This is a genomic window from Actinocrinis sp., assembly GCF_035650855.1.
GTDB lineage: Bacteria > Actinomycetota > Actinomycetes > Streptomycetales > Catenulisporaceae > Actinocrinis.
The window spans coordinates 20321-44321 of the sequence record NZ_DASRGV010000122.1 but is presented as its reverse complement, the minus strand read 5'-3'; the positions used below and the strand labels follow the sequence as shown (position 1 = coordinate 44321).

Annotated in this window: 21 protein-coding genes and 1 pseudogene; 20 read left to right on the top strand and 2 right to left on the bottom strand. The window is 70.9% G+C overall.

The features are described from left to right. Nucleotides 1-130: 130 nt before the first annotated feature. Nucleotides 131-1315 (bottom strand): GlnX family signal transduction membrane protein, encoded by a 1185-nt coding sequence (locus tag VFB40_RS09840; protein ID WP_324849143.1) that lies wholly within the window; start codon nt 1313-1315, stop codon nt 131-133. Between the two features lie 374 nt (nt 1316-1689). Here VFB40_RS09840 and thrS point away from each other — a divergent pair, with 374 nt between their 5' ends. The 3 genes from thrS to VFB40_RS09825 all read left to right on the top strand — a co-directional run bounded on the left by thrS (nt 1690) and on the right by VFB40_RS09825 (nt 4877). Then, nucleotides 1690-3711, top strand: a complete 2022-nt coding sequence (gene thrS, locus VFB40_RS09835) for a threonine--tRNA ligase (protein ID WP_324849141.1) — start codon at nt 1690-1692, stop codon at nt 3709-3711. Nucleotides 3712-3807: 96 nt separating this feature from the next. Continuing rightward, the gene (locus tag VFB40_RS09830; RefSeq protein ID WP_324849139.1) at nt 3808-4431 is read left to right on the top strand and encodes an HIT family protein; all 624 of its coding nucleotides are present in this window, start codon (nt 3808-3810) and stop codon (nt 4429-4431) included. A gap of 11 nt (nt 4432-4442) precedes the next feature. Next, nucleotides 4443-4877: a hypothetical protein gene (locus tag VFB40_RS09825; RefSeq protein WP_324849137.1), complete on the top strand. Its 435-nt coding sequence runs from the start codon at nt 4443-4445 to the stop codon at nt 4875-4877. Nucleotides 4878-4919: 42 nt separating this feature from the next. Here the strand turns inward: VFB40_RS09825 and VFB40_RS09820 are convergent, their stop codons facing one another. Further along, nucleotides 4920-7097, bottom strand: coding sequence for an elongation factor G-like protein EF-G2 (locus tag VFB40_RS09820; RefSeq protein ID WP_324849135.1), 2178 nt, complete (start codon nt 7095-7097; stop codon nt 4920-4922). 378 nt (nt 7098-7475) lie between these two features. Between VFB40_RS09820 and pgsA the strand changes: the two genes are divergently transcribed. The 17 genes and pseudogenes from pgsA to VFB40_RS09735 all read left to right on the top strand — a co-directional run bounded on the left by pgsA (nt 7476) and on the right by VFB40_RS09735 (nt 23993). Then, complete coding sequence (gene pgsA / locus VFB40_RS09815) at nt 7476-8150, top strand: phosphatidylinositol phosphate synthase (RefSeq protein ID WP_324849133.1); 675 nt, start codon at nt 7476-7478, stop codon at nt 8148-8150. Next, nucleotides 8147-9085 (top strand): phosphatidylinositol mannoside acyltransferase, encoded by a 939-nt coding sequence (locus VFB40_RS09810; protein ID WP_324849130.1) that lies wholly within the window; start codon nt 8147-8149, stop codon nt 9083-9085. Before pgsA ends, VFB40_RS09810 begins: the two co-directional genes overlap by 4 nt. Beyond that, nucleotides 9082-10275 (top strand): annotated as a pseudogene (locus VFB40_RS09805) (glycosyltransferase family 4 protein); the annotation flags it as partial. The gene VFB40_RS09810 and the pseudogene VFB40_RS09805, both read left to right, overlap by 4 nt. Nucleotides 10276-10457: 182 nt before the next feature. Further along, complete coding sequence (locus VFB40_RS09800; RefSeq protein WP_324849126.1) at nt 10458-11012, top strand: hypothetical protein; 555 nt, start codon at nt 10458-10460, stop codon at nt 11010-11012. A 161-nt stretch (nt 11013-11173) separates the two neighbouring features. Next, nucleotides 11174-12094 (top strand): pyridoxal 5'-phosphate synthase lyase subunit PdxS, encoded by a 921-nt coding sequence (gene pdxS / locus VFB40_RS09795; RefSeq protein ID WP_324841566.1) that lies wholly within the window; start codon nt 11174-11176, stop codon nt 12092-12094. Next, complete coding sequence (gene pdxT, locus VFB40_RS09790; protein ID WP_324849124.1) at nt 12091-12729, top strand: pyridoxal 5'-phosphate synthase glutaminase subunit PdxT; 639 nt, start codon at nt 12091-12093, stop codon at nt 12727-12729. The genes pdxS and pdxT overlap by 4 nt, the downstream gene beginning before the upstream one ends. A gap of 96 nt (nt 12730-12825) precedes the next feature. After that, nucleotides 12826-13584 (top strand): YebC/PmpR family DNA-binding transcriptional regulator, encoded by a 759-nt coding sequence (locus tag VFB40_RS09785; RefSeq protein WP_324849122.1) that lies wholly within the window; start codon nt 12826-12828, stop codon nt 13582-13584. Between the two features lie 55 nt (nt 13585-13639). Continuing rightward, nucleotides 13640-13936 carry a type II toxin-antitoxin system Phd/YefM family antitoxin gene (locus VFB40_RS09780; protein WP_324849119.1) on the top strand — a complete coding sequence of 99 codons (297 nt, stop codon included), beginning with the start codon at nt 13640-13642 and terminating at the stop codon, nt 13934-13936. Then, a complete protein-coding gene (locus VFB40_RS09775) occupies nt 13933-14334 on the top strand; it encodes a type II toxin-antitoxin system VapC family toxin (RefSeq protein WP_324849117.1) in 402 nt (133 codons plus the stop codon). The genes VFB40_RS09780 and VFB40_RS09775 overlap by 4 nt, the downstream gene beginning before the upstream one ends. Nucleotides 14335-14339: 5 nt before the next feature. Continuing rightward, nucleotides 14340-14918, top strand: a complete 579-nt coding sequence (gene ruvC, locus VFB40_RS09770) for a crossover junction endodeoxyribonuclease RuvC (protein ID WP_349261416.1) — start codon at nt 14340-14342, stop codon at nt 14916-14918. Nucleotides 14919-14955: 37 nt separating this feature from the next. After that, complete coding sequence (ruvA, locus tag VFB40_RS09765; protein WP_324849113.1) at nt 14956-15594, top strand: Holliday junction branch migration protein RuvA; 639 nt, start codon at nt 14956-14958, stop codon at nt 15592-15594. An 18-nt stretch (nt 15595-15612) separates the two neighbouring features. After that, nucleotides 15613-16719, top strand: a complete 1107-nt coding sequence (gene ruvB, locus VFB40_RS09760; protein ID WP_324849111.1) for a Holliday junction branch migration DNA helicase RuvB — start codon at nt 15613-15615, stop codon at nt 16717-16719. A gap of 179 nt (nt 16720-16898) precedes the next feature. Beyond that, complete coding sequence (yajC, locus tag VFB40_RS09755; protein WP_324849109.1) at nt 16899-17324, top strand: preprotein translocase subunit YajC; 426 nt, start codon at nt 16899-16901, stop codon at nt 17322-17324. Between the two features lie 284 nt (nt 17325-17608). Continuing rightward, nucleotides 17609-19471 (top strand): protein translocase subunit SecD, encoded by a 1863-nt coding sequence (secD, locus tag VFB40_RS09750; RefSeq protein WP_324849107.1) that lies wholly within the window; start codon nt 17609-17611, stop codon nt 19469-19471. Beyond that, complete coding sequence (gene secF, locus VFB40_RS09745; protein ID WP_324849105.1) at nt 19471-20598, top strand: protein translocase subunit SecF; 1128 nt, start codon at nt 19471-19473, stop codon at nt 20596-20598. Before secD ends, secF begins: the two co-directional genes overlap by 1 nt. A gap of 190 nt (nt 20599-20788) precedes the next feature. Then, nucleotides 20789-21322 (top strand): adenine phosphoribosyltransferase, encoded by a 534-nt coding sequence (locus VFB40_RS09740; protein ID WP_324849103.1) that lies wholly within the window; start codon nt 20789-20791, stop codon nt 21320-21322. A 163-nt stretch (nt 21323-21485) separates the two neighbouring features. After that, nucleotides 21486-23993 carry a RelA/SpoT family protein gene (locus VFB40_RS09735; RefSeq protein ID WP_324849101.1) on the top strand — a complete coding sequence of 836 codons (2508 nt, stop codon included), beginning with the start codon at nt 21486-21488 and terminating at the stop codon, nt 23991-23993. Nucleotides 23994-24001 lie beyond the last annotated feature (8 nt).

The following is a 24001-nucleotide window of genomic DNA, read 5'->3' as shown; positions in this document are numbered from 1 at the left end:
AATTGGTATTTTCCCCGTTTGGCCATCGTTTCGTAGCCCATCGTAAGCCTGTGTATCCGTCTACGTACACGGCCCTGTGGCACTTGTGGGTTCAGCGGCGATCGGGCCGGGCCGGGTGGGGCGCACGGCCCTATCGGTACTCGCCGAAGCGCGGCCACACGCCGAATCCGAGCGCGAGCAACGCCGCCGCGACCAGCGACCACGGCAGCCACGACCACCCGGCCAGGTCCGAGCGCGCGGAGGCCATCGCGGTGTCGAAGGCGGCGTGCCGCTCATCCGACAGCTTCACCAGCGCCGCGTCGTAGTAATAGAAATCGAAGGCCTCATCGCCGCGGGCCGTCCCGGTGTCGCGGGCCAGTGCGTTGGAAATATCCGCGGTGGAAATATCCGATCGGCCGATGATCGCGGGAATGTCGCCCTGCGGGGCCTGGACGATCGGCTTCCAGCGTGCGGCCGCCTCCGTGCCCGCCGAGCCGAGACCGGTCAGCTCTCCGTTCGCAGTCGACAGCGCCTTCGTCAGCTGCTGATCCGTGGTGTCCGGCATCAGCAAATAGCGCGTTACCGCACCGTCGACGTCGTAACTCGCCGCGCGCGCCCGCGTCACCGCGAGGTAGTCCGCGAAGCGCGCTCCAGCGGCCGAAGCGTCCCGCGCGGTGGCGATCAGCGCGAACAGGCTCCCGATCGCCAACCCGAGCGCGACCAGCAGCGCCACGAGCATGCCGGGATTGAGCGTGCGACGGAACCACAGCCGCAGCCGCCGGTGCATCCGCGACGCCAGCACCAGCGCCAGCAATCCCATGGCGCCGACCGCGCTCGCGCCGATGATTCCGGCCAGATGCGCGGAGGCCGCAGCATCTGAAAGTGCGTTCGAGGTCTCGTCGCGCAGCGCGCGGGCCTCGGGCAGCAGCCGACTCTGCATCAACGTCGTGGCCCGCGCGTAGTAACCGATCGCGGCTGCGGCAGGCTGCCCGGACGGCGCGCCCATCGTGTCGGCCAGCGTGCTCGGCGCCGTCTGGTCGAGCGCGATCGCCGCGTCGGCGACCTGGTGATACTCCGTCACGCCGCCGGTCAGCGCGGTCACCGGGGCGGCGTTCGGGTCCTCGCCGGCCAGCTGCCGAAGGTCCGCGTCAACCTGCGCCGTGCGCTGGTTGTACGCGTCCAGCGCCGCGATCTGGTCACCGGCATGATCCAACGCGCCCGTGCCAGGATCGGCGCCGTTGCCCAGCAGCACCAGCCGAGCCGCCTCGGCGTCGAGGTCGGAGAGGCTGAAGTAGAGATCCGAGGCGTCCGAGGCGATTCGCGCGTGCTGCGCCACGCTCTCCGTACCATCCCGCGCTGCGGTAAACGCGCTGACCGTCGCTCCAAGCAGAGCACCCAGCGCCAGCCCGACCGCCACCGTCCACGCCGCCAGGCGGAAAGGGGTACTGCGGCGATTCCGCTGCCCGCCGTTCCCAACCCCACCAGTCGCCAGCTCCGTGCCTACACGTGCCCCCACCGTCACGGCCACGCCCCGAACATAGCCCCGGCCGGTGAACGCGAGGTGGCCTGCGGTTGGCTGCCAGGTGCCGCGCGCCGACCCGAAATGCGGTCATGCCCGGGCCACCGCGGTCGGTACGATCGTGCAGAGCAGCGCACGTCCGCGCCGCGCCTGAAGCCGACGTAGTTCAGCAGACGAACAAGGAGACCACGGTGTCCGAGATCCGGGTGACCATCGACCGCCAAGCCGAACGGGCCGAGCGGACGGTCACTACGGGCACGACCGTCGGCGACCTTTTCGCCGCGGAGTTCGCCGGGGACCGCTCCAACATCGCCGCGCGCCTTTACGCGCCGGGCTCGGGCTCGGGATCAGGCGCCGCGGACGGCGTGCTGGTCGACCTCGCCAGGCCGCTGGCCGACGGCGACGTGATCACCCCGGTCGCCATCGACTCCGAGGACGGGCGCGCGATCCTGCGCCACTCCACCGCGCACGTGATGGCGCAGGCGGTGCAGGAGGTCTTCCCGGAGGCCAAGCTCGGCATCGGCCCGCCGATCAAGGACGGCTTCTACTACGACTTCCAGGTCGAGCGGCCCTTCACCCCGGAGGACCTGAAGACCATCGAGCAGCGCATGCAGGCGATCGTCAAGCAGGGCCAGCGCTTCTCCCGCCGCGCCGTCACCGACGACGAGGCGCGCGCCGAGCTGTCCGGCGAGCCGTTCAAGCTGGAGCTGATCGGCCTCAAGGGCTCCGCGGCCAACGCCGCCGAGGGGGCCTCCGCCGAGGTGGGCGCGGGCGAGCTGACCATCTACGACAACCTCGACCCGAAGTCCGGCGAGCTGTGCTGGAAGGACCTGTGCCGGGGCCCGCACCTGCCGACCACCCGCAACATCCCGGCGTTCAAGCTGATGCGCTCGGCCGCCGCGTACTGGCGCGGCAGCGAGAAGAACCCGCAGCTGCAGCGGATCTACGGCACCGCGTGGGAGTCGAAGGACGCCCTGAAGGCGCACCTGGACTTCCTCGCCGAGGCGGAGAAGCGCGACCACCGCAAGCTGGGCACCGAGCTCGACCTGTTCTCCATCCCGGACCAGATCGGCTCCGGCCTCGCGGTCTTCCACCCCAAGGGCGGCACCGTGCGCATGGCGATGGAGGAGTACTCCCGCCGCCGGCACGAGGAAGCGGGCTACGAGTTCGTCTACACCCCGCACACCACCAAGGGCACACTCTACGAGACCTCCGGCCACCTGGACTGGTACGCCGACGGCATGTACCCGCCCATGCAGCTGGACGAGGGCGTCAACTACTACATGAAGCCCATGAACTGCCCGATGCACAACCTGATCTTCGACGCGCGCGGCCGCTCCTACCGCGAGCTGCCGCTGCGGCTGTTCGAATTCGGGACCGTGTACCGGTACGAGAAGTCGGGCGTCGTGCACGGCCTTACCCGCGCCCGCGGCTTCACCCAGGACGACGCGCACATCTACTGCACCAAGGAGCAGATGCCCGGCGAGCTGGACAGCCTGCTCACCTTCGTGCTGAACCTGCTGCGCGACTACGGCCTGAACGACTTCTACCTGGAGCTGTCCACCCGCGACCCGGAGAAGTCGATCGGCACCGACGAGGCCTGGGCCGAGGCCACCGAGGCCCTGCGCCAGGCCGCGCTCAAGCAGGAGCTCGAGCTGGTCGACGACCCGGGTGGCGCCGCGTTCTACGGCCCGAAGATCTCGGTGCAGGCCAGGGACGCGATCGGGCGCACCTGGCAGCTGTCCACCATCCAGGTCGACTTCAACCAGCCCGAGCGCTTCGGCCTTGAGTACACCGGCGCGGACGGCGCCAGGCACCGGCCGGTGATGATCCACCGCGCGCTGTTCGGCTCGATCGAGCGTTTCTTCGCGATCCTGCTTGAGCACTACGCGGGCGCGTTCCCGGCCTGGCTCGCCCCGGTACAGGTGACCGGCATCCCGATCACCGACACACACGTGGCCTACCTCGACGAGATCGCCGCCAAGCTGCGCGCTCAAGGCATTCGGGTCGAGGTGGACGCGTCCGACGACCGGATGCAGAAGAAGATCCGCAACGCGCAGAAGGCCAAGGTGCCGTACATGCTGCTGGCCGGAGACGAGGACGCCGCTAAGGGCGCCGTCTCGTTCCGTTACCGCAGCGGCGAGCAGAAGAACGGCGTCCCGGTTGACGAGGCCGTCGCCGAGATCGTGGCGGCGGTGCGCGAGCGGCGCTAGTCCGCGTCGCTCACTACCGGGTCGGCGCCTTGAGGGCCGGTCACAACCCGTCGCGGTCGTGACCGGCCACCAGGCGCACCGAATATGCTGGCCGCTATGGACGCGCGGATGCAGACCGAGCAACAGTCAGGCGTTCGGGACGGCGCAGACAGCATCGGTGCGGGCGCTGGCGCCGGGCAGCCCGACGGTCCCGGCGTCCCCGACGACGTCGAGCGGCTGTGGATGCCGCACCGCATGGCCTACATCAAGGGCGAGAACAAGCCGGAGAGCGCCGAGGCCGGCGATGGCTGCCCGTTCTGCCGGGTGCCCACCCTCAGCGACGCGGCCGGATTGATCGTCGAACGCGGCAAGCTCGTCTACGCCGTCCTCAATCTGTATCCATACAGCCCCGGCCACCTGCTCATCTGCCCGTACCGGCACGTCGCGGACTACACGGACCTGACGCTGGACGAGACGGCGGAGCTCGCCGCGTTCACCAAGCAGGGCATGGCCGCGCTGCGCGCCGCCTCCAACCCGCACGGCTTCAACCTGGGCATGAACCAGGGCACCGTCGCCGGCGCCGGAATCGCCGCGCACCTGCACCAGCACATCGTGCCGCGCTGGGGCGGCGACGCGAACTTCATGCCGGTGATCGGCCGCACCCGGGTGCTGCCGCAACTGCTCGCGGACACCCGCGAGCTGCTGGCGCGGCATTGGCCCGCGAACTCGGACGCCTCCTAAGATCGATCTCCATGCACGCCACGCTCGCGCTGCCCACCGGCCGACTGATCGTCGGCGATCCGAGCGCGCTGTTCGGTGACGCGAAGCCGCTCGATCTCGTGCTGCCGCCCGGCGAGTATCAGGTATCCGCAGACGGGTCAGGGCTCGAACTGCGCCTCGCCGACGCCGAACCGGAGCGTTGGGAGACGCTGGCGCCCGGCTTCGACGCGCCGTCAGGCTACGTATGCCTGCTCGACGAATCCGCGCTGACCGACTTCACCGACCTCGGCGACGAACCGGTCGACGAATACGAACTGCTCACCGAGCGCCTGCGCGAACACCCCGACGAACCGGTCGAGTTCTCCGGACTGGTCGTGTTCCCGCTCGCCGACGCGGACCGGGTGCGCGCTCTGCGGGCCGGGTGCGACCGGAACGGCCGGTGCACCCGGATCACCGCAGAGTTCTGACAATCAGTACGGACGATCAGTACTGACGATCAGACCTGAGGATCAGGACGACGCCTCGGCCAGGATCTTCGCGGCGACCTGCGGCGGCATCGCCTCGTGCCGCAGGTAGTCGCGCGTGAAGACGCCGGTGCCGTGCGACAGCGAGCGCAGCTCCACCGGGTAGCGCGACAGCTCGGTCTCCGGCACCTCCGCGCGCACCAGCGTCCGCCCGGCCGAATCGGGCTCCGTGCCCAGCACCCGGCCGCGCCGCCCGGACAGGTCGCCCATCACCGCGCCGAGGAACTCGTCCGCGACGCTGATCTCCACCGCGTCCACCGGCTCCAGCAGCGCGCCGGTGATCTTCGCCGCCGCCTCCTTGAGCGCCAGCGCGCCGGCCGTCTGGAACGCCATGTCGGAGGAGTCCACCGAGTGCGCCTTGCCGTCGAACAACGTCACCCGCACGTCGACCAGCGGGTAACCGGCGAACACGCCGCGCTCCAGCTGGGTGCGCACGCCCTTTTCCACCGACGGGATGAACTGGCGCGGCACCGCGCCGCCGACCACCTTGTCCACGAACTCGAAACCCCCGCCGTTCGGCAGCGGCTCGACCTCGATGTCGCAGATCGCGTACTGGCCGTGGCCGCCGGACTGCTTCACATGCCGTCCGTGCCCGGTCGCCTTCGCGGTGAACGTCTCCCGCAGCGAGATGCGGTACGGCACCGTGTCCACCGCGACGCTGTACCGCGTCGACAGCCGGTCGAGCACGACGTCGCGGTGCGCCTCGCCCATGCACCACAGCACCAGCTGATGCGTCTCCGGGTTGATCTCCAGGCGCAGCGTCGGGTCTTCGGCCACCAGCCGGCCCAGCGCCTGCCCGAGCTTGTCCTCGTCCGACTTCGCCTTGGCCAGCACCGCCACCGGCAGCAGCGGATCCGGCATCACCCACGGCTCCATCAGCGCCGGGTCGTCCTTCGCCGAGAGCGTGTCGCCGGTCTCCGCGTGCGCCAGCTTCGCCACCGCCACGATGTCCCCGGCCACCGCCTGCTGCACCGTGCGCTGCACCTTGCCCAGCGGGCAGGAGAGCGCGCCGACCTTCTCGTCCACGTCGTGGTCCGGGTGTCCCCGCTCGGCCCGGCCGTGCCCCGACACGTGCACCGGCTGCTCCGGGCGCAGCGTCCCGGAGAACACCCGCACCAGCGAGATCCGCCCGACGTACGGGTCCGAGGTCGTCTTGACCACCTCGGCCACCAGCGGCCCGTTCGGGTCGCACTCCAGCGGGGCCTTCGGCGCGCCGTCCGGCGTGGTCACCGCCGGGATCAGGTGCTCGCCGGGCGCCGGGAACGCCTTCGTCACCAGCTCGAGCAGCTCGATCGTGCCGACCCGTACCGCGCCTTCCTCCGCGTCGTGCGAGACCGCGCCCATCGGCAGCACGGGGTAGAAGTGCCCGCGCGCCACCGCGGTCTCCAAGTCATCGATCAGCACCTTGACGTCGATCTGCTCGCCGCCGAGGTAACGGTCCATCAGGGACTCGTCCTCGCTCTCCGCGATGATCCCCTCGATCAGCGCGTTACGCGGCCCCTCGATCAGCTCCAGGTGCTCCGGATCCGGCTCGTTCTCCGCGCGCTGCCCGCCGGTGTAGTCGTAAATCCGCTCGGAGAGCAGGCCCATCACCCCGCCGACCTGCTCGTGGTCGTCCAGCAGCGGCAGATACAGCGGCTGCACCCCGTCCCCGAAGACCCGCTGGCAGATCGCCACGGTCTCGTCGAAATCCGCCCGCGGGCTGTCCAGCTTCGTCACCACGACCGCGCGCGGCATGCCCACCGCCGCGCACTCCTCCCACAGCAGCTGCGTCGCGCCGTCCACGCCGTCCGCCGCCGACACCACGAACAGCGCGGCATCCGCGGCCCGCAACCCCGCGCGCAGGTCGCCGACGAAGTCCGCGTAACCCGGAGCGTCCAGCAGATTGACCTTGATCCCGCCGAACTCGAGCGGCGCGAGCCCCAGGCTCACCGAGCGGCCGAGCCGGTGCTCGATGTCGTCGCAGTCGGTGACCGTCGAACCGTCCTCCACCCGCCCGGGCCGCCCGATCGTCCCGGTCGCCGCGAGCAGCGACTCGACCAGGGTCGTCTTCCCGGCGCCGGTGTGCCCGACCAGGACCACGTTGCGGACGGACTCCGGCCGCTCGGCCACCGGCGCCTTCGCATCCCTGCCGCCGCGGTTCGCATCCTTCTTCTCGGACATCGGTATCCTCCCGGCGAGTACTGGCCCGCGTCCGCACTGATCAGGCGGGCCGGCGGCACCGGGCCGATCCGATCCCGTGATCCGTGCGTAACGCAGTGTTCAGGTTTTCCTTGCAGACAACTCCTCTTCGAAGCGCCCGACAAGTCCTCTTCAAGCCTTCCACTCGACGGGACGTCCCGCGATACGCCACACCCGGCCGCGTGCTATCGCATCCGTCACGGACTAGAGGCACTTGCGGGCCGGGCACGATCGCGGCCCGCGCACCCAATACGATGGGCGCCGCGGTCCGCGGCCCCGTGCCGTCACCTTGGGCCGCGCCGCCTGGAAACGTGCACCGTGCGCAGCGCCCCACGCGCTGCCGACGACGCTGGGACTTCGATGCTGAACCGCTACGCGCGGGCGTTCTTCACCCGCGTGCTCACCCCCACCGCGCAGTTCCTGCTGCGGCGCGGGGTCGGACCCGACACGGTCACCCTCGTCGGCACGCTCGGCGTGGTCTTCTCGGCGCTCGCGCTCTTCCCGCGCGGGCAGTTCTTCTGGGGCACCGTCGCGGTGACCTCCTTCATCTTCTCCGACCTGCTCGACGGCACCATGGCCAGGCTGGCCGGGCGGGTGTCCAAGTGGGGCGGCTTCCTCGACGCCACCATGGACCGCTTCGGCGACGCGGCGATCTTCGGCGGCCTGGCCTACTACTTCGCCGGGGTGCGCGACCGGTGGATGTTCGTGCTCGCCCTGGTCTGCCTGGTCTCCGGTGCGATCACCTCCTACGCGCGGGCCAAGGCCGAGTCGCTCGGCTACGACTGCTCGGTCGGCCTCGTCGAGCGCGGCGAGCGGCTGGTCGGCTCGCTGGTGGCCACCGGCCTTGCCGGGCTCGGCGTGCCGTTCATCCAGGCGATCGCGTTGTGGGGGCTGGCGATCGGGTCGACGGCCACCGTCGTGCAACGCATCCTGCACGTGCGCAAGCAGGCCATGGCCGTCAGCGCGGCCGGCCCCGCCAGTCCTCACAGTCCGGCCGCGCCGGGCGAGCCGATCGCGGAGGCGACGAGCGAATGAGCAACCTGAGGGACGAGGCGACTTACCGCCTCTACGCGTTCGGCTGGGGGGTGGTCAAGCGGCTGCCCGAGCGAACCGCGTACCGGCTGTTCGAGCGCGTGGCCGACCGCGTCTGGGCCAAACGGGGCAAGGGCGTCACCCAGTTGGAGCGCAACCTGGCCCGCGTGCTCGGGCCCGAGGCGAGCCCCGAACGCATCCGCCAGGTCTCCAAGCAGGCGATGCGCAACTACCTGCGGTACTGGTGCGACACCTTCCGCCTCGAAACCTGGTCGCAGGAGCGGATCGACGCCACCTTCCCGGTCGACGGCATGGAGGACCTGGACAAGGAGCACGCCGCCGGCAAGGGCGTGGTCCTGGCCCTGCCGCACATGGCCAACTGGGACCACGCGGGCGCCTGGGCCGCCCACCGCTACAACGGATTCACCACGGTTGCCGAACGCCTAAAGCCGGAGCGGCTGTTCGAGCGCTTCCTCGCCTACCGCGAGTCCATCGGCATGGAGGTGCTGCCGCTGACCGGCGGCCAGAACACCTTCCTCGGCCTGGTCCGGCGGCTCAGGGCCGGCGGCCTTGTCTGCCTGGTGGCCGAGCGCGACCTGACCGACCGGGGCGTGCCGGTTCAGTTCTTCGGCGAGACCACCAAGCTGCCGGCCGGGCCCGCCGCATTGGCCATCGCGACCGGGGCGGCGCTGATGCCGGTCACGCTCTGGTACGAGACCGGCCACCAGCAGGCCAGGGTGCACCCGAAGATCGAGGTCCCGGAGACGGGCAGCCGCGAGGAGAAGATCGCGGCGATGTGCCAGGCGCTGGTCGACGTCTTCGAGCAGGGCATCGCCGAGCACCCGGCCGACTGGCACATGCTGCAGAAGCTCTGGCTGGCGGACCTGGATCCGGCCAAGGCGCCGAAGCCCACGGGGCAAGCAGCCGGGCCAGCATGAGAATCGGGATCGTCTGCCCCTACGCCTGGGACGTGCCGGGCGGAGTGCAGTTCCACGTCCGCGACCTGGCCGCGCACCTCATCGGCCTCGGCCACGAGGTCTCCGTCCTCGCGCCCGCCGACGACGACACGCCGGTCCCGCCCTACGTCGTCTCGGCCGGGCGGGCCGTGCCGGTGCCCTACAACGGCTCGGTCGCGCGCCTCAACTTCGGGTTCCTGTCCGCCGCGCGCGTCCGCCGCTGGCTGCACGAGGGCGCATTCGACGTCGTGCACCTGCACGAGCCGGGCACGCCCTCGCTCTCGCTGCTGGCGTGCTGGGCCGCCACCGTGCCGATGGTCGCGACCTTCCACACCGCCAACCCGCGCTCCCGCGCCATGACCGCGGCCTACCCGATCCTCCAGCCGGCCCTGGAGAAGATCAACGCGCGCATCGCGGTCAGCGAGTACGCCCGCCGCACCCTCGTCGAGCACCTGGGCGGCGACGCGGTCGTGATCCCCAACGGCGTGGACGTCGCCTACTTCGCGGACGCGCTGTCCCGGCCCGACTGGACGACGCCGCACGGCGACGGCGGTCCGGACGGCAAGGGCGGCACGATCGGCTTCATCGGCCGGATCGACGAGCCGCGCAAGGGCCTGCCGGTGCTGCTCGAAGCGTTCCCCGCGATCGTCGCCGCCCGCCCCGCGACCAGGCTGCTGGTCGCCGGCCGCGGTGACACCGAGGAGGCGGCGGAGGCTCTGCCCGACGAGGTGCGCGACAACGTGACCTTCCTCGGCATGATCAGCGACGAGGAAAAGGCGCAGCTGCTGCGCTCGGTGGACATCTACTGCGCGCCGAACACCGGCGGCGAGTCCTTCGGCATCATCCTGGTCGAGGCGATGAGCGCCGGCGCTCCGGTGCTGGCCACCGATCTCGACGCGTTCTCGCTGGTACTCGAGGGCGGCTCGGCCGGGCAGATGTTCCCCAACAGCGACGCGGCGGCCCTCGCCAAGGCCGCACTCGGGCTGCTGGCAGACCCGGCCCGCCGCGACGCGCTGCGCGAGGAGGCGACCCGGTGCGTGCGCAAGTACGACTGGTCGGTGGTCGCCGCGGACATCCTGTCCGTCTACGAGATGGTCACCGAATCCACCGCACAGGTCAGCACGCGCACCAGCCAGGCCCGCGCCGCCGCCGCGCGCACCGGGACCGCCAGATTCGGCGCGCTCGGGAACCTCGGCGGCCTCGGCGGCTTCGGCCTCGGTGGCGGCGGCGGCGGCAGCAGTAGCAGCGGCGGTGGCAGTAACAGCGGCGCCAGCAGTGGCACGAGCGGCGACGGCGACCGAGCCGACGGCGGCCGGCGCGATGAACCGCAGGCCGACGCCGATCGGAGCCAGCGGTGAAGCTCGTCCTGACCCAGTACACCGAGATCGTCGTCCTGGTCGCGGTCCTCATCCTGCTGTTCGGTCTCTACCTCAGCTGGACCGCGACCCGGCTCGACCGGCTGCACGTGCGCCTCGACGCGGCCCGCGTGGCCCTCGACGCGCAACTGGTCCGCCGCTCCGCCGCGACCCTCGAGCTCGCCCGCTCCGGACTGCTCGACGTCGCCACCGCGGTCATCCTGGCCACCGCCGCGCGCAGCGCCCAGATCGCGACCGAGGACGAGCGCGAACCTGCCGAATCGGCGCTCACCCGCGACCTGCGCGCGGCGTTCGACGATCCCGAGGAGCTCAAGCAGCTGGCCGAGACGCCCGAGGGCGCGGATCTGGTCCAGGAGCTTGGCGCGTCGATGCGGAGGGTCCAGCTCGCGCGGCGCTTCCACAACGAGTCGGTGCGTGCGGTACGCCAGATCCGCGGATATCGCCGGGTGCGGTACTTCCGGCTCGCCGGTCGCGCTCCCGATAAGCCGACTTTCGAGATCGACGACGAGCCGCCCGCCGTCTTCGCCCGCTAAGACCCGCGCTTTCCTGGTAAGAGTCACTACCTCGGGTCACTCCGCACAGCGTAAGCCTGAGGTGGGACGCTTCTGACAGGCCGTGAACCGGGATCAGGCTCATCAGGTCATAAGATGGATGCGTCTCCATCACGCCTGAGTACCCGCGAGCGAGGTCAGCTGTGTCCACCAACCCCACTCCCGGCCAGTCCGACGCGGCCCCGCAGCTCGGCACCGCCCGCGTCAAGCGCGGCATGGCCGAGATGCTCAAGGGCGGCGTCATCATGGACGTGGTCACCCCCGAGCAGGCGAAGATCGCCGAAGACGCGGGGGCGGTCGCGGTCATGGCGCTCGAGCGCGTCCCGGCCGACATCCGCAAGGACGGCGGCGTGGCCCGCATGTCCGACCCGGACATGATCGACGGCATCATCAACGCCGTCTCGATCCCGGTCATGGCCAAGGCCCGGATCGGCCACTTCGTCGAGGCGCAGGTGCTCCAGTCGCTCGGCGTCGACTACATCGACGAGTCCGAGGTGCTGACCCCGGCCGACGAGACCCACCACATCGACAAGTGGGCCTTCACCGTCCCGTTCGTGTGCGGCGCGACCAACCTGGGCGAGGCGCTGCGCCGGATCGCCGAGGGCGCCGCGATGATCCGCTCCAAGGGCGAGGCCGGCACCGGCAACGTGGTCGAGGCCACCCGGCACATGCGCCAGATCCGCGCGGACATCCGCCGGCTGACCACGCTGGACGAGTCCGAGCTCTTCCTGGCCGCCAAGAACCTCCAGGCGCCGTACGAGATCGTCAAGGAGGTCGCGGCCACCGGCAAGCTGCCGGTCGTGCTGTTCACCGCCGGCGGCTTGGCCACCCCGGCCGACGCGGCGATGATGATGCAGCTCGGCGCCGAGGGCGTCTTCGTCGGCTCCGGCATCTTCAAGTCCGGCGACCCGGCCAAGCGCGCCGCGGCGATCGTGAAGGCCACCACCTTCCACGACGACCCCGACGTGATCGCCAAGGTCTCCCGCGGGCTCGGCGAGCCGATGGTCGGCATCAACATCGACACCCTGCCCGAGTCCGAGCGCTACGCCGGGCGCGGCTGGTGACGGCGTCTCAGCCCGTCACCATCGGCGTGCTCGCCCTCCAGGGCGACGTGCGCGAGCACCTGGCCATGCTCGACGCGGTGGGCGCGCGCGCCGTCACGGTGCGCCGCCCCTCCGAGCTCGACGCGGTCGAGGCACTGGTCATCCCGGGCGGCGAGTCCACCGCCATGTGGAAGCTCGCCACGGCCTTCGAGCTGTTCGAGCCGGTGCGCAAGCGGATCGCCGGCGGGATGCCCGCCTACGGCTCCTGCGCCGGCATGATCATGCTCGCCGACCGGGTGCTCGACGCGGCGTCCGGCCAGGAGACCTTCGGCGGCATCGCGATGACCGTGCGCCGCAACGCCTTCGGCCGGCAGGTCGACTCCTTCGAGGGCCCGATCGAGTTCGACGGCCTTGACGGAGCGGAAGGCGCGGCCGGCGCGGCCGGAACCCTGCACGGCGTCTTCATCCGCGCGCCGTGGGTCGAGCAGGTCGATCCGGCGGTGCGCGTCACGGCGCGGGTCACGGCGGGTCCCGGCGCGGGTAGGATCGTCGCCGTTCGGCAAGGCGCGCTGATGGCCACCTCGTTCCATCCGGAGCTGACCGGGGACCTGCGCGTGCACGGCCGCTTCGCGCAGATCGCGCGCGCCGCCCGCTGAACCCGCCGCCGCGCAGGGCCGCGGCGGCCAGAGACGAGTCCGCTGGCGACTCCGTGTAGTCCGTGACGACGGGGTTTTGGAAGAAGGAGCGAGGGCATGTCCGGCCACTCCAAGTGGGCGACCACCAAGCACAAGAAGGCCGTGATCGACGCCAAGCGCGGCAAGCTCTTCGCGAAGATGATCAAGAACATCGAGGTGGCCGCGCGCACCGGCGGCGGCGACCCGGCGGGCAACCCGACCCTGTACGACGCCATTCAGAAGGCGAAGAAGAGCTCGGTACCCAACGACAACATCGACCGCGCGATCAAGCGCGGCTCCGGGGCCGAGGCCGGCGGCGCGGACTACCAGACCATCATGTACGAGGGCTACGCCCCCAACGGCGTCGCGGTGCTGATCGAGTGCCTGACCGACAACCGCAACCGGGCCGCCTCCGAGGTCCGGGTCGCGATGACCCGCAACGGCGGCTCGATGGCCGACCCGGGTTCGGTGTCCTACCTGTTCGGCCGCAAGGGCCAGATCATCGTGCCCAAGAGCGACGGGCTGACCGAGGACTCGATCCTGGAGGCGGTCCTGGACGCCGGCGCCGAGGAGGTCAACGACCTCGGCGACTCCTTCGAGGTGCTCTCCGAGCCCGGCGACCTGATCCCGGTGCGCACCGCGCTGCAGGACGCCAAGATCGACTACGACTCGGCGGAGTCCCCGTTCATGCCCACCATGCAGGTGCAGCTGGACGAGGAAGGCGCGCGCAAGATCTTCAAGCTCATCGACGCGCTCGAGGACAGCGACGACGTGCAGAACGTCTACGCCAACTTCGACGTGTCCGACGAGATCATGGCCAAGCTCGACGAGGAGTAGCCGCCGCCCGGCCGCGTGCGGGCATGTTATACATTTTTGTGTTACATTTTCGGCCATGACCGCACTGCACGAGCACGCCGTCGGCCTGCGCGAGTTGCGCCACAACACCAGCGAGGTGCTGGCGCGGGTCCGGCACGGCGAGACGATCGACATCACCGAGTACGGGCGGCTCGTGGCGCGCATCGTCCCGGTCGAGGAGCACGAGCCGATCCCGGCGCTCGACCGCCTGGTGGAGGCGGGCCGGCTGAAGCGCGCGGTGCGTCCCGGCTTCCGGCCGCGGATGCGGTCCGGCGACGGCACCGACCGGCTGGGCGAGGCCCTGGCCGAGTCGCGGGACGGGGATCGCTGGTGAGCCTCTACTACATCGACACCTCGGCCGCGCTCAAGCTGGTGGCCGAGGAGTCGCATTCCCATGCGTTCGCCGAGTTCTACGACGCTTCGGCGGGATCCGCCTGGGTCAGCTCCGCACTCCTGCGGATCGAAGTGGTGCGTGCGGTCTCCCGGGCGCTGCCCGCGGCGCTGCCGGAGGCTCGGGCGCTGTTGCTGGCCTTCGACTTCATCCCGATCGACGAGGAGATCGTCGAGGCCGCGATGAACGAGCCGGACCGCATGCTGCGCTCGCTCGATGCCATCCACCTGGCCACGGCCCGAGTCCTGCTGCCGGACCTGGACGGCATCGCGACGTACGACGACCGCCTCGCCCTCGCCGCGAAGGACGCGGGCATTTCCGTCATCGACCCGCGCGGCTGAGCGCCGTGAGAGTTCTCGGCGTGGACCCGGGACTGACGCGGATGGGCGTCGGCGTGGTCGAGGGACGTATCGGCGCCCCGCTGTCGATAGTGGCCGCCGGAGTGGTGCGCACGCCCGCCGAGGAGCCGATCCACCGGCGGCTGCTCTCGATCGACGAGCAGATCAGCGAGTGGCTGGACACGTACAAGCCCGACGCGGTCGCCGTGGAGCGGATGTTCGCGCAAGAGGGCGTTCGTACGATCATGGGCACGGCGCAGGCCGCCGGGATCGCCATGGTGGCTGCCGCGAAGCGCGGGCTGCCGGTCGCGATGCACACGCCGAGCGAGGTGAAGGCCGCGATCACCGGTGACGGGCGCGCGCAGAAGGAACAGGTCGCCGCGATGGTGGTACGCATCCTGAAACTCGCCGAGGCGCCCAAGCCGGTCGACGCCACCGACGCGCTGGCCCTCGCGATCTGCCACGTCTGGCGCGGCGGCGCGGCCGATCGGATCGCCGAAGCGCTGCAACGCCAGGGAGTGTCGCTGCCCTCCGGTAACGTGCCGATGCACAGGGAACGTGGACGGCGGAAGGGCGGCTTCAGATGAGCGGCGTGCGGAAACTGCCAGCGTCCGGCGGCGCCGCGTGATCGCCTTCGTCGAGGGCCAGGTCGACACGCTCGCCCCGGACGCGGCGGTGGTCAAAGTCGGCGGGGTCGGGCTGCTCGTGCACTGCGCGCCCGGCACGCTCGCGCAGCTGACGGTCGGTCAGCAGGCCCGCCTGGCCACGAGTCTGATCGTGCGTGAGGACTCGCTCACCCTCTACGGCTTCGCGGACGACGACGAGCGCACCGTCTTCGAGCTGCTGCAGACGGCCAGCGGAGTCGGTCCCCGCCTCGCGCAGGCCATGCTCGCCACGCACCGCCCGGACACGCTGCGCACCATCTTCGCCACTCAGGACCAAAGGGCGCTGACACTGGTGCCCGGCATCGGGCCGAAGGGCGCGCAGAAGCTGCTGATCGAGCTCAAAGGCCGGCTCGGCGCACCCAGCGGCGCGGCCGCGCAGGGCGCCTCCGGAGGTCCAGCGGCCGGCGGCGCCGCGCCCGGCGTCACGCCCTGGCGCGGCCAGCTGCTCGAAGCGCTGACCGGCCTCGGCTGGACCGCCCGGGACGCCGAGGCCGCGCTCGCCGACGTCGAGCCGGTCGCCGCCGAGGCCGAGGCCCGCGGCGACACCCCGCAACTGCCCGTCCTGCTGCGCGCCGCACTGCGCAGTCTGAAGCGATAACCGGCGGGGGAGAGCGCAATGACCAACGAGCCGCGGCTGATGGACGCGAGCGCGGACACCGACGAACGCGCAGCCGAGGCGGCGCTGCGCCCCAAGTCGCTCACCGACTTCGTGGGCCAGCGCAAGGTGCGCGAACAGCTCGAACTGGTGCTGCACGCGGCCAAGGGCCGCGGCACCGCGCCCGACCACATCCTGCTGGCCGGCCCGCCCGGGCTGGGCAAGACCACCCTCGCCATGATCATCGCCGCCGAGCTCGGCGCGCCGATCCGGATCACCTCGGGCCCGGCCATCCAGCACGCCGGCGACCTGGCCGCCATCCTCTCTTCGCTCGCCGACGGCGAGGTGCTCTTCCTCGACGAGATCCACCGGATGTCCCGGCCCGCCGAGGAGATGCTCTACATGGCGATGGAGGACTACCGGGTCGACGTCATCGTCGGCAAGGGACCGGGCGCGACCGCCATCCCCTTGGAACTTCCACCGTTCACCCTCGTCGGCGCGACCACCCGCTCCGGCCTGCTGCCCGCCCCGCTGCGCGACCGCTTCGGCTTCACCGGGCACATGGAGTTCTACGAGTCCGAGGACCTGGAACGGGTCGCGCACCGCTCCGCGCGGCTGCTCGGCGTGGACATCGAGGCCGAAGGCGCCGCGGAGATCGCCTCCCGCTCCCGCGGCACCCCGCGTATCGCCAACCGGCTGCTGCGCCGCGTCCGGGACTTCGCGCAGGTCAGAGGGGACGGACGGGTCACCCTCGACGCCGCGCGGGCCGCCCTGGAGGTCTACGAGGTGGACGAGCGCGGCCTCGACCGGCTGGACCGGGCCGTGCTCGGCGCGTTGTTACGCCTTTTCAACGGCGGCCCGGTCGGCCTGTCCACCCTCGCCGTCGCCATCGGCGAGGAGACCGACACGGTCGAGGAGGTCGCCGAACCGTTCCTGGTCAGGCAGGGTTTGCTGGCCCGCACCCCGCGCGGCCGTATCGCCACCGCGGCGGCCTGGGCGCACCTCGGGCTGCCGATGCCGGCCGGACCGGCGCCGGGCGGCGCGGCCTGGAACCAGACCGTGCCGGGCCAGTCCGCACCGGGGCAAGCCGGGCTATTCGGCGACGATCCCGGCAACCCGGGCGCGTAGTCGGGCACTGCATTGGCGCGAGTGCTCCCGATTTGGGATCACGTCGTGGCCTGGTCTCATTGTTTCGTGCGGGTATGAGCGCATAGACTCCGCGTGACCTGGAGTGCCTGCGCGCTCCGCGCAGACGATCGCCACCGCGTCGAACCGTGGGACGGTCCCGATAGGACAGCCGATAAATCGTGAACCTACTGCTGATCTACATCGTCGTCATCGGCGGCGTCTTCATCTTCATGACCAGCCGCGGCAACAAGAAGCGGCAGGCCCAGGCGGCGCAGCTGCAGAACGCGCTCACGCTCGGCGCGGAGGTCCGCACCATCGGGGGACTGGTCGGCGAGGTCGTCGAGGTCACCGACGAGCACGTGGTCGTCGAGACCACCCCCGGCGTGCGGCTCAAGTTCGTCAAGTCCGCCGTGGCCGGGGTCGTGGCGCCCGCCGAGCCCGAGGCCGAGGAGCCCGCGGAGGGCGAGGAGCCCGAGGCGCTGACCGGCGAGAGCACCGACGAGCCCGAGGCCGCGGCCGAGCCGCAGGACGAGGTGCCCGCGGGCGCGCAGGAGACCGGGGCGCAGGAGGAGCTGCACACGGCTTCTCCCGCCACGAAGCGGTAGCACGACGAGGTAGACCATCCCGCCGCGCGGCGGTTTTTCGGCCGGTTCCCGGGGATCGCGGCTGAGAATCGCCGAAGAATTCTCCGCGGGCGGGAAACGCCGGACGGTGCGCAACCGTCCCAAGCACGGCACCGCCCGGGTTCCGCCCGGCCGCCCGCCGCTCAAGCGGCCGGCGGCCAGTGGCGCCTGGGAACGGCCGTGTCGAGACCGTGATGACACAGGAGAAGTGCAACGTGGCTGCGAGGAAGACCCGGAGCGGGAGGCGCTCCGGGGCCCGTGGGTGGGTGGCCGGAGGGGCGGGGCAGGGACCCTGGCGGCCGCTGGCGTTGTTGGCGGTCCTCGTCGTGGCGCTGTACGCCACCATGTTCGGGACCGGGAACACCAAGCCGCACCTGGCGATCGACCTGGCCGGCGGCACCAGCGCGGTGTTCACCGCCAGCCCGGCGCCCGGAACGACCACCATCCCGGCCGGGGCCATGGGTACCGCGGTCACCATCATGAGCGAGCGCGTCAACGCGTTCGGCGTGTCCGAGGCGCAGGTCTCCCAGCAGGGCTCGAACACGATCCAGGTGGAGATCCCGGGCCACAACTCGCAGACCCTGGTCGACCAGGTCGGCAGGATGGCGCTGCTCTACTTCCGCCCGGTGCTGCAGTCGGCGGCCGCGAGCGCGATGGCGAGCACCTCCCCGTCGCCGTCCGCGTCCGGCAGCGCCGCGCCTTCGGCCTCTTCGTCGGCCAAGGCCTCCTCCTCCGCCGCGCCCAAGGCTTCCGCGTCGGCCAGCGCCAAGGCCTCGGGGCAGGCCGAGAAGCTGACCACGCTCAAGGACGCCGCGAGCTCGAGCGCCAGCCCCGCGGCCTCCGCCTCCAGCACGGCGAAGGCGTCCGCCTCCGCGACGCCGAGCGCCTCCTCCTCGGCCAGCACGGCCGCCTCGGCCTCCGAGAGCAAGGCGGCCGCCGTCTTCGCGACGCTCAACTGCGCCGACAAGACCACCGCCAACGCCGCGGCCAAGGCCGCCGCCGACGCGCTGCCGACCGACTACGTGGCCACCTGCGACAAGGACAACACCGCCAAGTACCTGCTCGGCCCGTCCGAGGTCGCCGGCACCGACGTCAAGAGCGCCAGCGCCACCCCGGTGATGGCCGGGCAGACGGTGACCAGCAACTGGCAGATCAACCTGAACTTCGACGCCAAGGGCACCAAGGACTTCGCCACCGCCACCCAGCAGCTCTACCAGCAGTACTCGAGCCAGACCGGCAGCGGCCAGTTCGCGATCGTGCTCGACGGCGTGGTCGAGTCGGCCCCCGCGGTCAACCAGGGCGCCATCACCGGCGGCCAGGCGCAGATCACCGGCACTTTCTCGCAGACCGACGCGGACAACCTGGCCACCGTCCTGAACTACGGCGCGCTGCCGCTGCGGTTCGACATCTCCCAGGTCTCCATCGTCTCCCCGACCCTCGGCGGGCACGAGCTGTCCGGCGGCCTGCTGGCCGGCGCGGTCGGCCTCGGCCTGGTGTTCCTGTACGTGATCTTCTACTACCGGGGCCTGGCCTCCATCGCGATCTCCAGCCTGATCGTCGCGGCGCTGCTGACCTACTCCTCGGCGGTGCTGCTCGGCCCGCTGATGGGCTTCACGCTCTCGCTGGCGGGCGTCGCCGGTCTGATCGTGGCCATCGGTATCACCGCGGACTCCTTCGTCGTGTTCTTCGAACGACTGCGCGACGAGGTGCGTGAAGGAAGGACCCTGCGCACCGCGGTCGAGCACGGTTGGCACCGGGCCCGGCGCACGATCATCGCCTCGGACTTCGTGTCCTTCCTCGCCTCGGCGGTGCTGTACCTGATGTCCATCGGCTCGGTGAAGGGCTTCGCCTTCACCCTGGGCCTGACCACGGTGATCGACATCGTCGTGGTGTTCCTGTTCACCAAGCCGCTGATCACCCTGGCGGCCAGGAGCGAGTTCTTCGGCGGCGGGCACAAGTGGTCCGGCCTCGATCCAGAGCGGCTCGGCGGCACCCGGACCACGTTCCGCGCCCCGGCGAGTGCCGGAGGCCGGCGGATGACGATCGCCGAGCGGCGCAAGGCCGCGGAGCAGGCCGCCGCCGACGCCAACGGCGTGCAGAGCGACGAGACGAAGCGGGTGGATGTCTGATGGCCGGGCGCGATTCCCTCGGAAACCGCCTCTACCGGGGCGAGGTCTCCTTCGAGATCGTCGGGCGGCGCCGGCGCTGGGCCGCGATCTTCGGTGCGGTGCTGCTGCTCTCGATTCTCGGCCTGGTGGTGCAGGGGCTGCACTTCAGCGTCGACTTCAAGGGCGGTTCGGTGATCACCGTGCCGAGCGCGACGCTCAGCACCGACCAGGTCACCTCGATCGCCCAGGCCGACGGCGTGCCCGCGCCGACCGTGCAGGAGCAGAAGGTCGTCGGCGGCGGCCGTCAGGTCACCGTGACCACGACGACGATCTCCTCCAAGACCCAGGAGAAGCTGAGCGCGGATCTGGCCAAGGCGGCCGGGATCGACCCGACCAAGGTGACCAACGAGCTGGTCGGCGCGAGCTGGGGCCACGACGTGTCCACGGCCGCCATCGAGGCATTGATCATCTTCCTGGCGCTGCTGACGGTCTACCTGGCGCTCTTCTTCGAGTGGAAGATGGCCGTCGCCGCGCTGACCTCGCTGATCAACGTCATCGTGATCACCGTGGGCGTGTATGCCTGGTCCGGCCTCGAGGTCTCGCCGACCACGGTCGTCGGCTTCCTGACCATCCTCGGTTACGCGATGTACGACGCGGTCGTGGTGTTCGACAAGGTCAAGGAGAACAAGCGGCAGCTGGTCGACCAGAACAAGATGGGTTACGGCCCGGCCGCCAACCTCGCGGTCAACCAGACCCTGGTGCGTTCGGTCAACACCTCGCTGATCGCGCTGATCCCGGTCGCCTCGCTGCTGCTCGGCGGCACGGTCTCGCAGGCCGCGGTGCTCCAGGACCTCGCGCTCGCGCTGCTGGTCGGCATCGGCGCCGGTACCGTCTCCTCGATCCTGGTGGCCACTCCGATGCTGGTGTGGCTCAAGGAGCTCGAGCCGGCGGTGCGCGCGCAGGAGCAGCGGCTCGCCGCGAAGGCGGCGGCGGACGCCAAGGCCGGCAAGGTGCCCGCGGCGGTGGTCGTCGCCGAGCAGGCCGAACCGCAGGACGCGAAGCCCGCAGCGGCGGGAGCGTCGGCGGCCGGAGCGCGCGGTCCGCGCAACCAGCCGGTGCGCAACCAGCCGCGGTCCAAGCGCCGCTGAGCGCACGCCGCCCAGTTAACAGGCCCGCGCCCGGGTACTGCCCCCGATCGTCGTTCTCGACGTGAGGGTGCGGTACCCGGGCGATCTGCTTTGCGCGCCGGTACGTTTCCCGCCGACAGTCGCGCAGTGCCGGGCGCGCTACGCCGATGCCCGGGCGATCTGCTTTTCGAGCTGCCACTACAGTGGCCCCGTGATTGCTGACCTGCTCGCCTCGCGCATCCGGGACGTGCCCGACTACCCGAAGCCGGGCATCGTCTTCAAGGACATCACCCCGCTGCTCGCCGACCCGGCGGCGTTCCGCGCGATGACCGGTGAATTCGCCCGGCAGGCGCGCGTGGCCGGGGCGACCAAGGTGGTCGGGCTCGAGGCGCGCGGCTTCATCCTGGCCGCACCCGTGGCAGTGGAGGCCGAGATCGGGTTCATTCCAGTGCGCAAGGCCGGCAAGCTGCCCGGCGCGGTCTTCGCGGTCTCCTACGCGCTGGAGTACGGCGAGGCGACCCTGGAGATCCACCAGGACTCGTTCCAGCCCGGCGACCGCGTGCTGATCGTGGACGACGTGCTGGCCACCGGCGGCACCGCCGCGGCCGCCATCGAGGCGATCCGGCAGTGCGGCGCCGAGCCGGTGGGCGTCTCGGTGCTGATGGAGCTCGGCTTCCTCGGCGGCCGCGACCGGCTGGCCGCGGAAAGCCCGCAGCTGCCCGTGACCGCGTTGCTGACTGTGTAGATCCAACACCGTCTAGATCCAACACCGTCTAGATCGAATACCGTCTAGATCCAATCTTCATCCTCGGCGCCGCCCGGCACCGCTAGGATGGAGCGAAAGGCCCGGAATCTTGAGGCGGCGCACCCCGTTGACCCTGACATGACCGGGACAGGGAGGTAGTCGCTTGACGACCACGCCGGAGGCAGCGGTACGAGCCCAGCAGGAAGAGCGGACCGGGACGGCAGCGCCCGCACCGTCGGCCGCGCCCGCAGGCCCGGAGCCCGAGCACGCCCCCGCGCAGTCGTCGACCGCCGCCACGGCCGCCGTTCCCGCCGCCGCCGACCCCGCTGAGGGCCAGCCCGCGCCGCAGGCCACGACCCAGGCCGCGCCACAGACCTCCCAACGCCCCGCCACGCCTGCCACCTCCAGCCGGGTTCGCGCCCGGCTGGCGCGTCTCGGCGGGCCGCGCCCCGGCGGCCCCAGTCCGGTCCTCGAGCCGCTGTTCCGCATCGTGCGGGCCAGCGACCCCAAGGCGGACCTGCGCACCCTGGAGCGGGCCTACCAGATCGCCGAGAAGTACCACCGCGGCCAGCGGCGCAAGAGCGGCGACCCGTACATCACCCACCCCGTCGCGGTCACCACGATCCTGGCCGAACTCGGCATGGACATCCCGACCCTGTGCGCGGGGCTGCTGCACGACACCGTCGAGGACACCGACTACACCCTCGAGATGCTGCGCCGCGACTTCGGCGACACGGTGGCGCTGCTGGTCGACGGCGTGACCAAGCTGGACAAGGTCAAGCTGGGCGAGGCCGCGCAGGCCGAGACCGTGCGCAAGATGGTCGTGGCGATGGCCCGCGACATCAGGGTCCTGGTCATCAAGCTGGCCGACCGGCTGCACAACATGCGCACCATGCGCTACATGCGCCGGGAGAAGCAGGAGCAGAAGTCCCGCGAGACGTTGGAGATCTACGCCCCGCTGGCGCACCGCCTGGGCATGAACACGATCAAGTGGGAGCTCGAGGACCTCGCCTTCGCGATCCTCTACCCCAAGATGTACGACGAGATCGTGCACCTGGTCGCCGAGCGCGCGCCCAAGCGCGAGGAGTTCCTGGCCCAGGTCATCGACATGGTGCAGGGCGACCTGCACGGCGCCAGGATCAAGGCCACGGTCACCGGCCGGCCGAAGCACTACTACTCGGTCTACCAGAAGATGATCGTGCGCGGCCGCGACTTCACCGAGATCTACGACCTGGTCGGCATCCGGGTCCTGGTCGAGTCGGTGCGCGACTGCTACGCGGCGCTCGGCACCATCCACGCGCGGTGGAACCCGGTCCCCGGCCGGTTCAAGGACTACATCGCGATGCCGAAGTTCAACATGTACCAGTCCCTGCACACTACGGTCATCGGGCCGCAGGGCAAGCCGGTGGAGCTGCAGATCCGCACGTACTCGATGCACCGGCGCGCGGAGTACGGCGTGGCGGCGCACTGGAAGTACAAGGAGGAGGCGGTACGCGGCCCGGCCGGCAGCGCGGACGCGGCCGCGCAGGGCAACAAGGTCGGCGACATGGCCTGGCTGCGCCAGCTGCTCGACTGGCAGCGGGAGACCGCGGACCCGGGCGAGTTCCTCGACGCGCTGCGCTTCGACCTGTCCGCCTCCGAGGTCTTCGTCTTCACGCCCAAGGGCGACGTGGTGCCGCTGCCTTCCGGCTCCACGCCGGTGGACTTCGCCTACGCCGTGCACACCGAGGTCGGGCACCACTGCATCGGCGCCCGCGTCAACGGCCGCCTGGTGCCGCTGGAATCGAAGCTCGACAACGGCGACGTGGTCGAGATCTTCACCTCCAAGGCGCCCACCGCGGGCCCCAGCCGCGACTGGCTCGGCTTCGTCGCCTCGCCGCGGGCCCGCAACAAGATCCGCGCGCACTTCACCAAGGAGCGCCGCGAGGAGGCCATCGAGCAGGGCCGCGAGGCGCTGGCCAAGACGATGCGCAAGCAGGGCCTGCCGCTGCAGCGGCTGCTCTCCAGCGAGTCGCTCGGCTCGATCGCCCTGGACCTGCACTACGCCGACATCTCCGCGCTCTACGCGGCGATCGGCGAGAACCACGTCTCGGCGCAGTCGGTCGTCCAGCGGCTCATCCAGACCCTCGGCGGCGAGGAGGGCACGACCGAGGACCTGGCCGAGTCCACGCTGCCGGCGCTGCCCGGCGACAAGGGTGAGCGGCGCCGCGGCCGCGGCAGGCCGGGCGGCGACCCGGGCGTGCTGGTCAAGGGCATGGACGACATCTGGGTCAAGCTCTCGCGCTGCTGCACCCCGGTCCCCGGAGACGCCATCGTCGGCTTCGTGACGCGCGGCGCCGGCGTGTCCGTGCACCGCAAGGACTGCGGCAACGTCGAGGCGCTGATGGCCCAGCCCGAGCGCATGGTCGAGGTGGAGTGGGCGCCGACCGCCAGCTCGGTGTTCCTGGTCTCCATCCAGGTCGAGGCGCTGGACCGGGCCAGGCTGCTGTCCGATGTGACCAGGGTGCTGTCCGACCAGCATGTCAACATCCTGTCCGCGAACGTGAACACCTCGCGGGACCGGGTGGCGATGTCCCGGTTCACCTTCGAGATGGGCGACCCGAAGCACCTCGGCCACGTGCTCAAGGCGGTGCGCGGCATCGAGGGCGTCTACGACGTCTACCGCGTGTGATTCGCTGA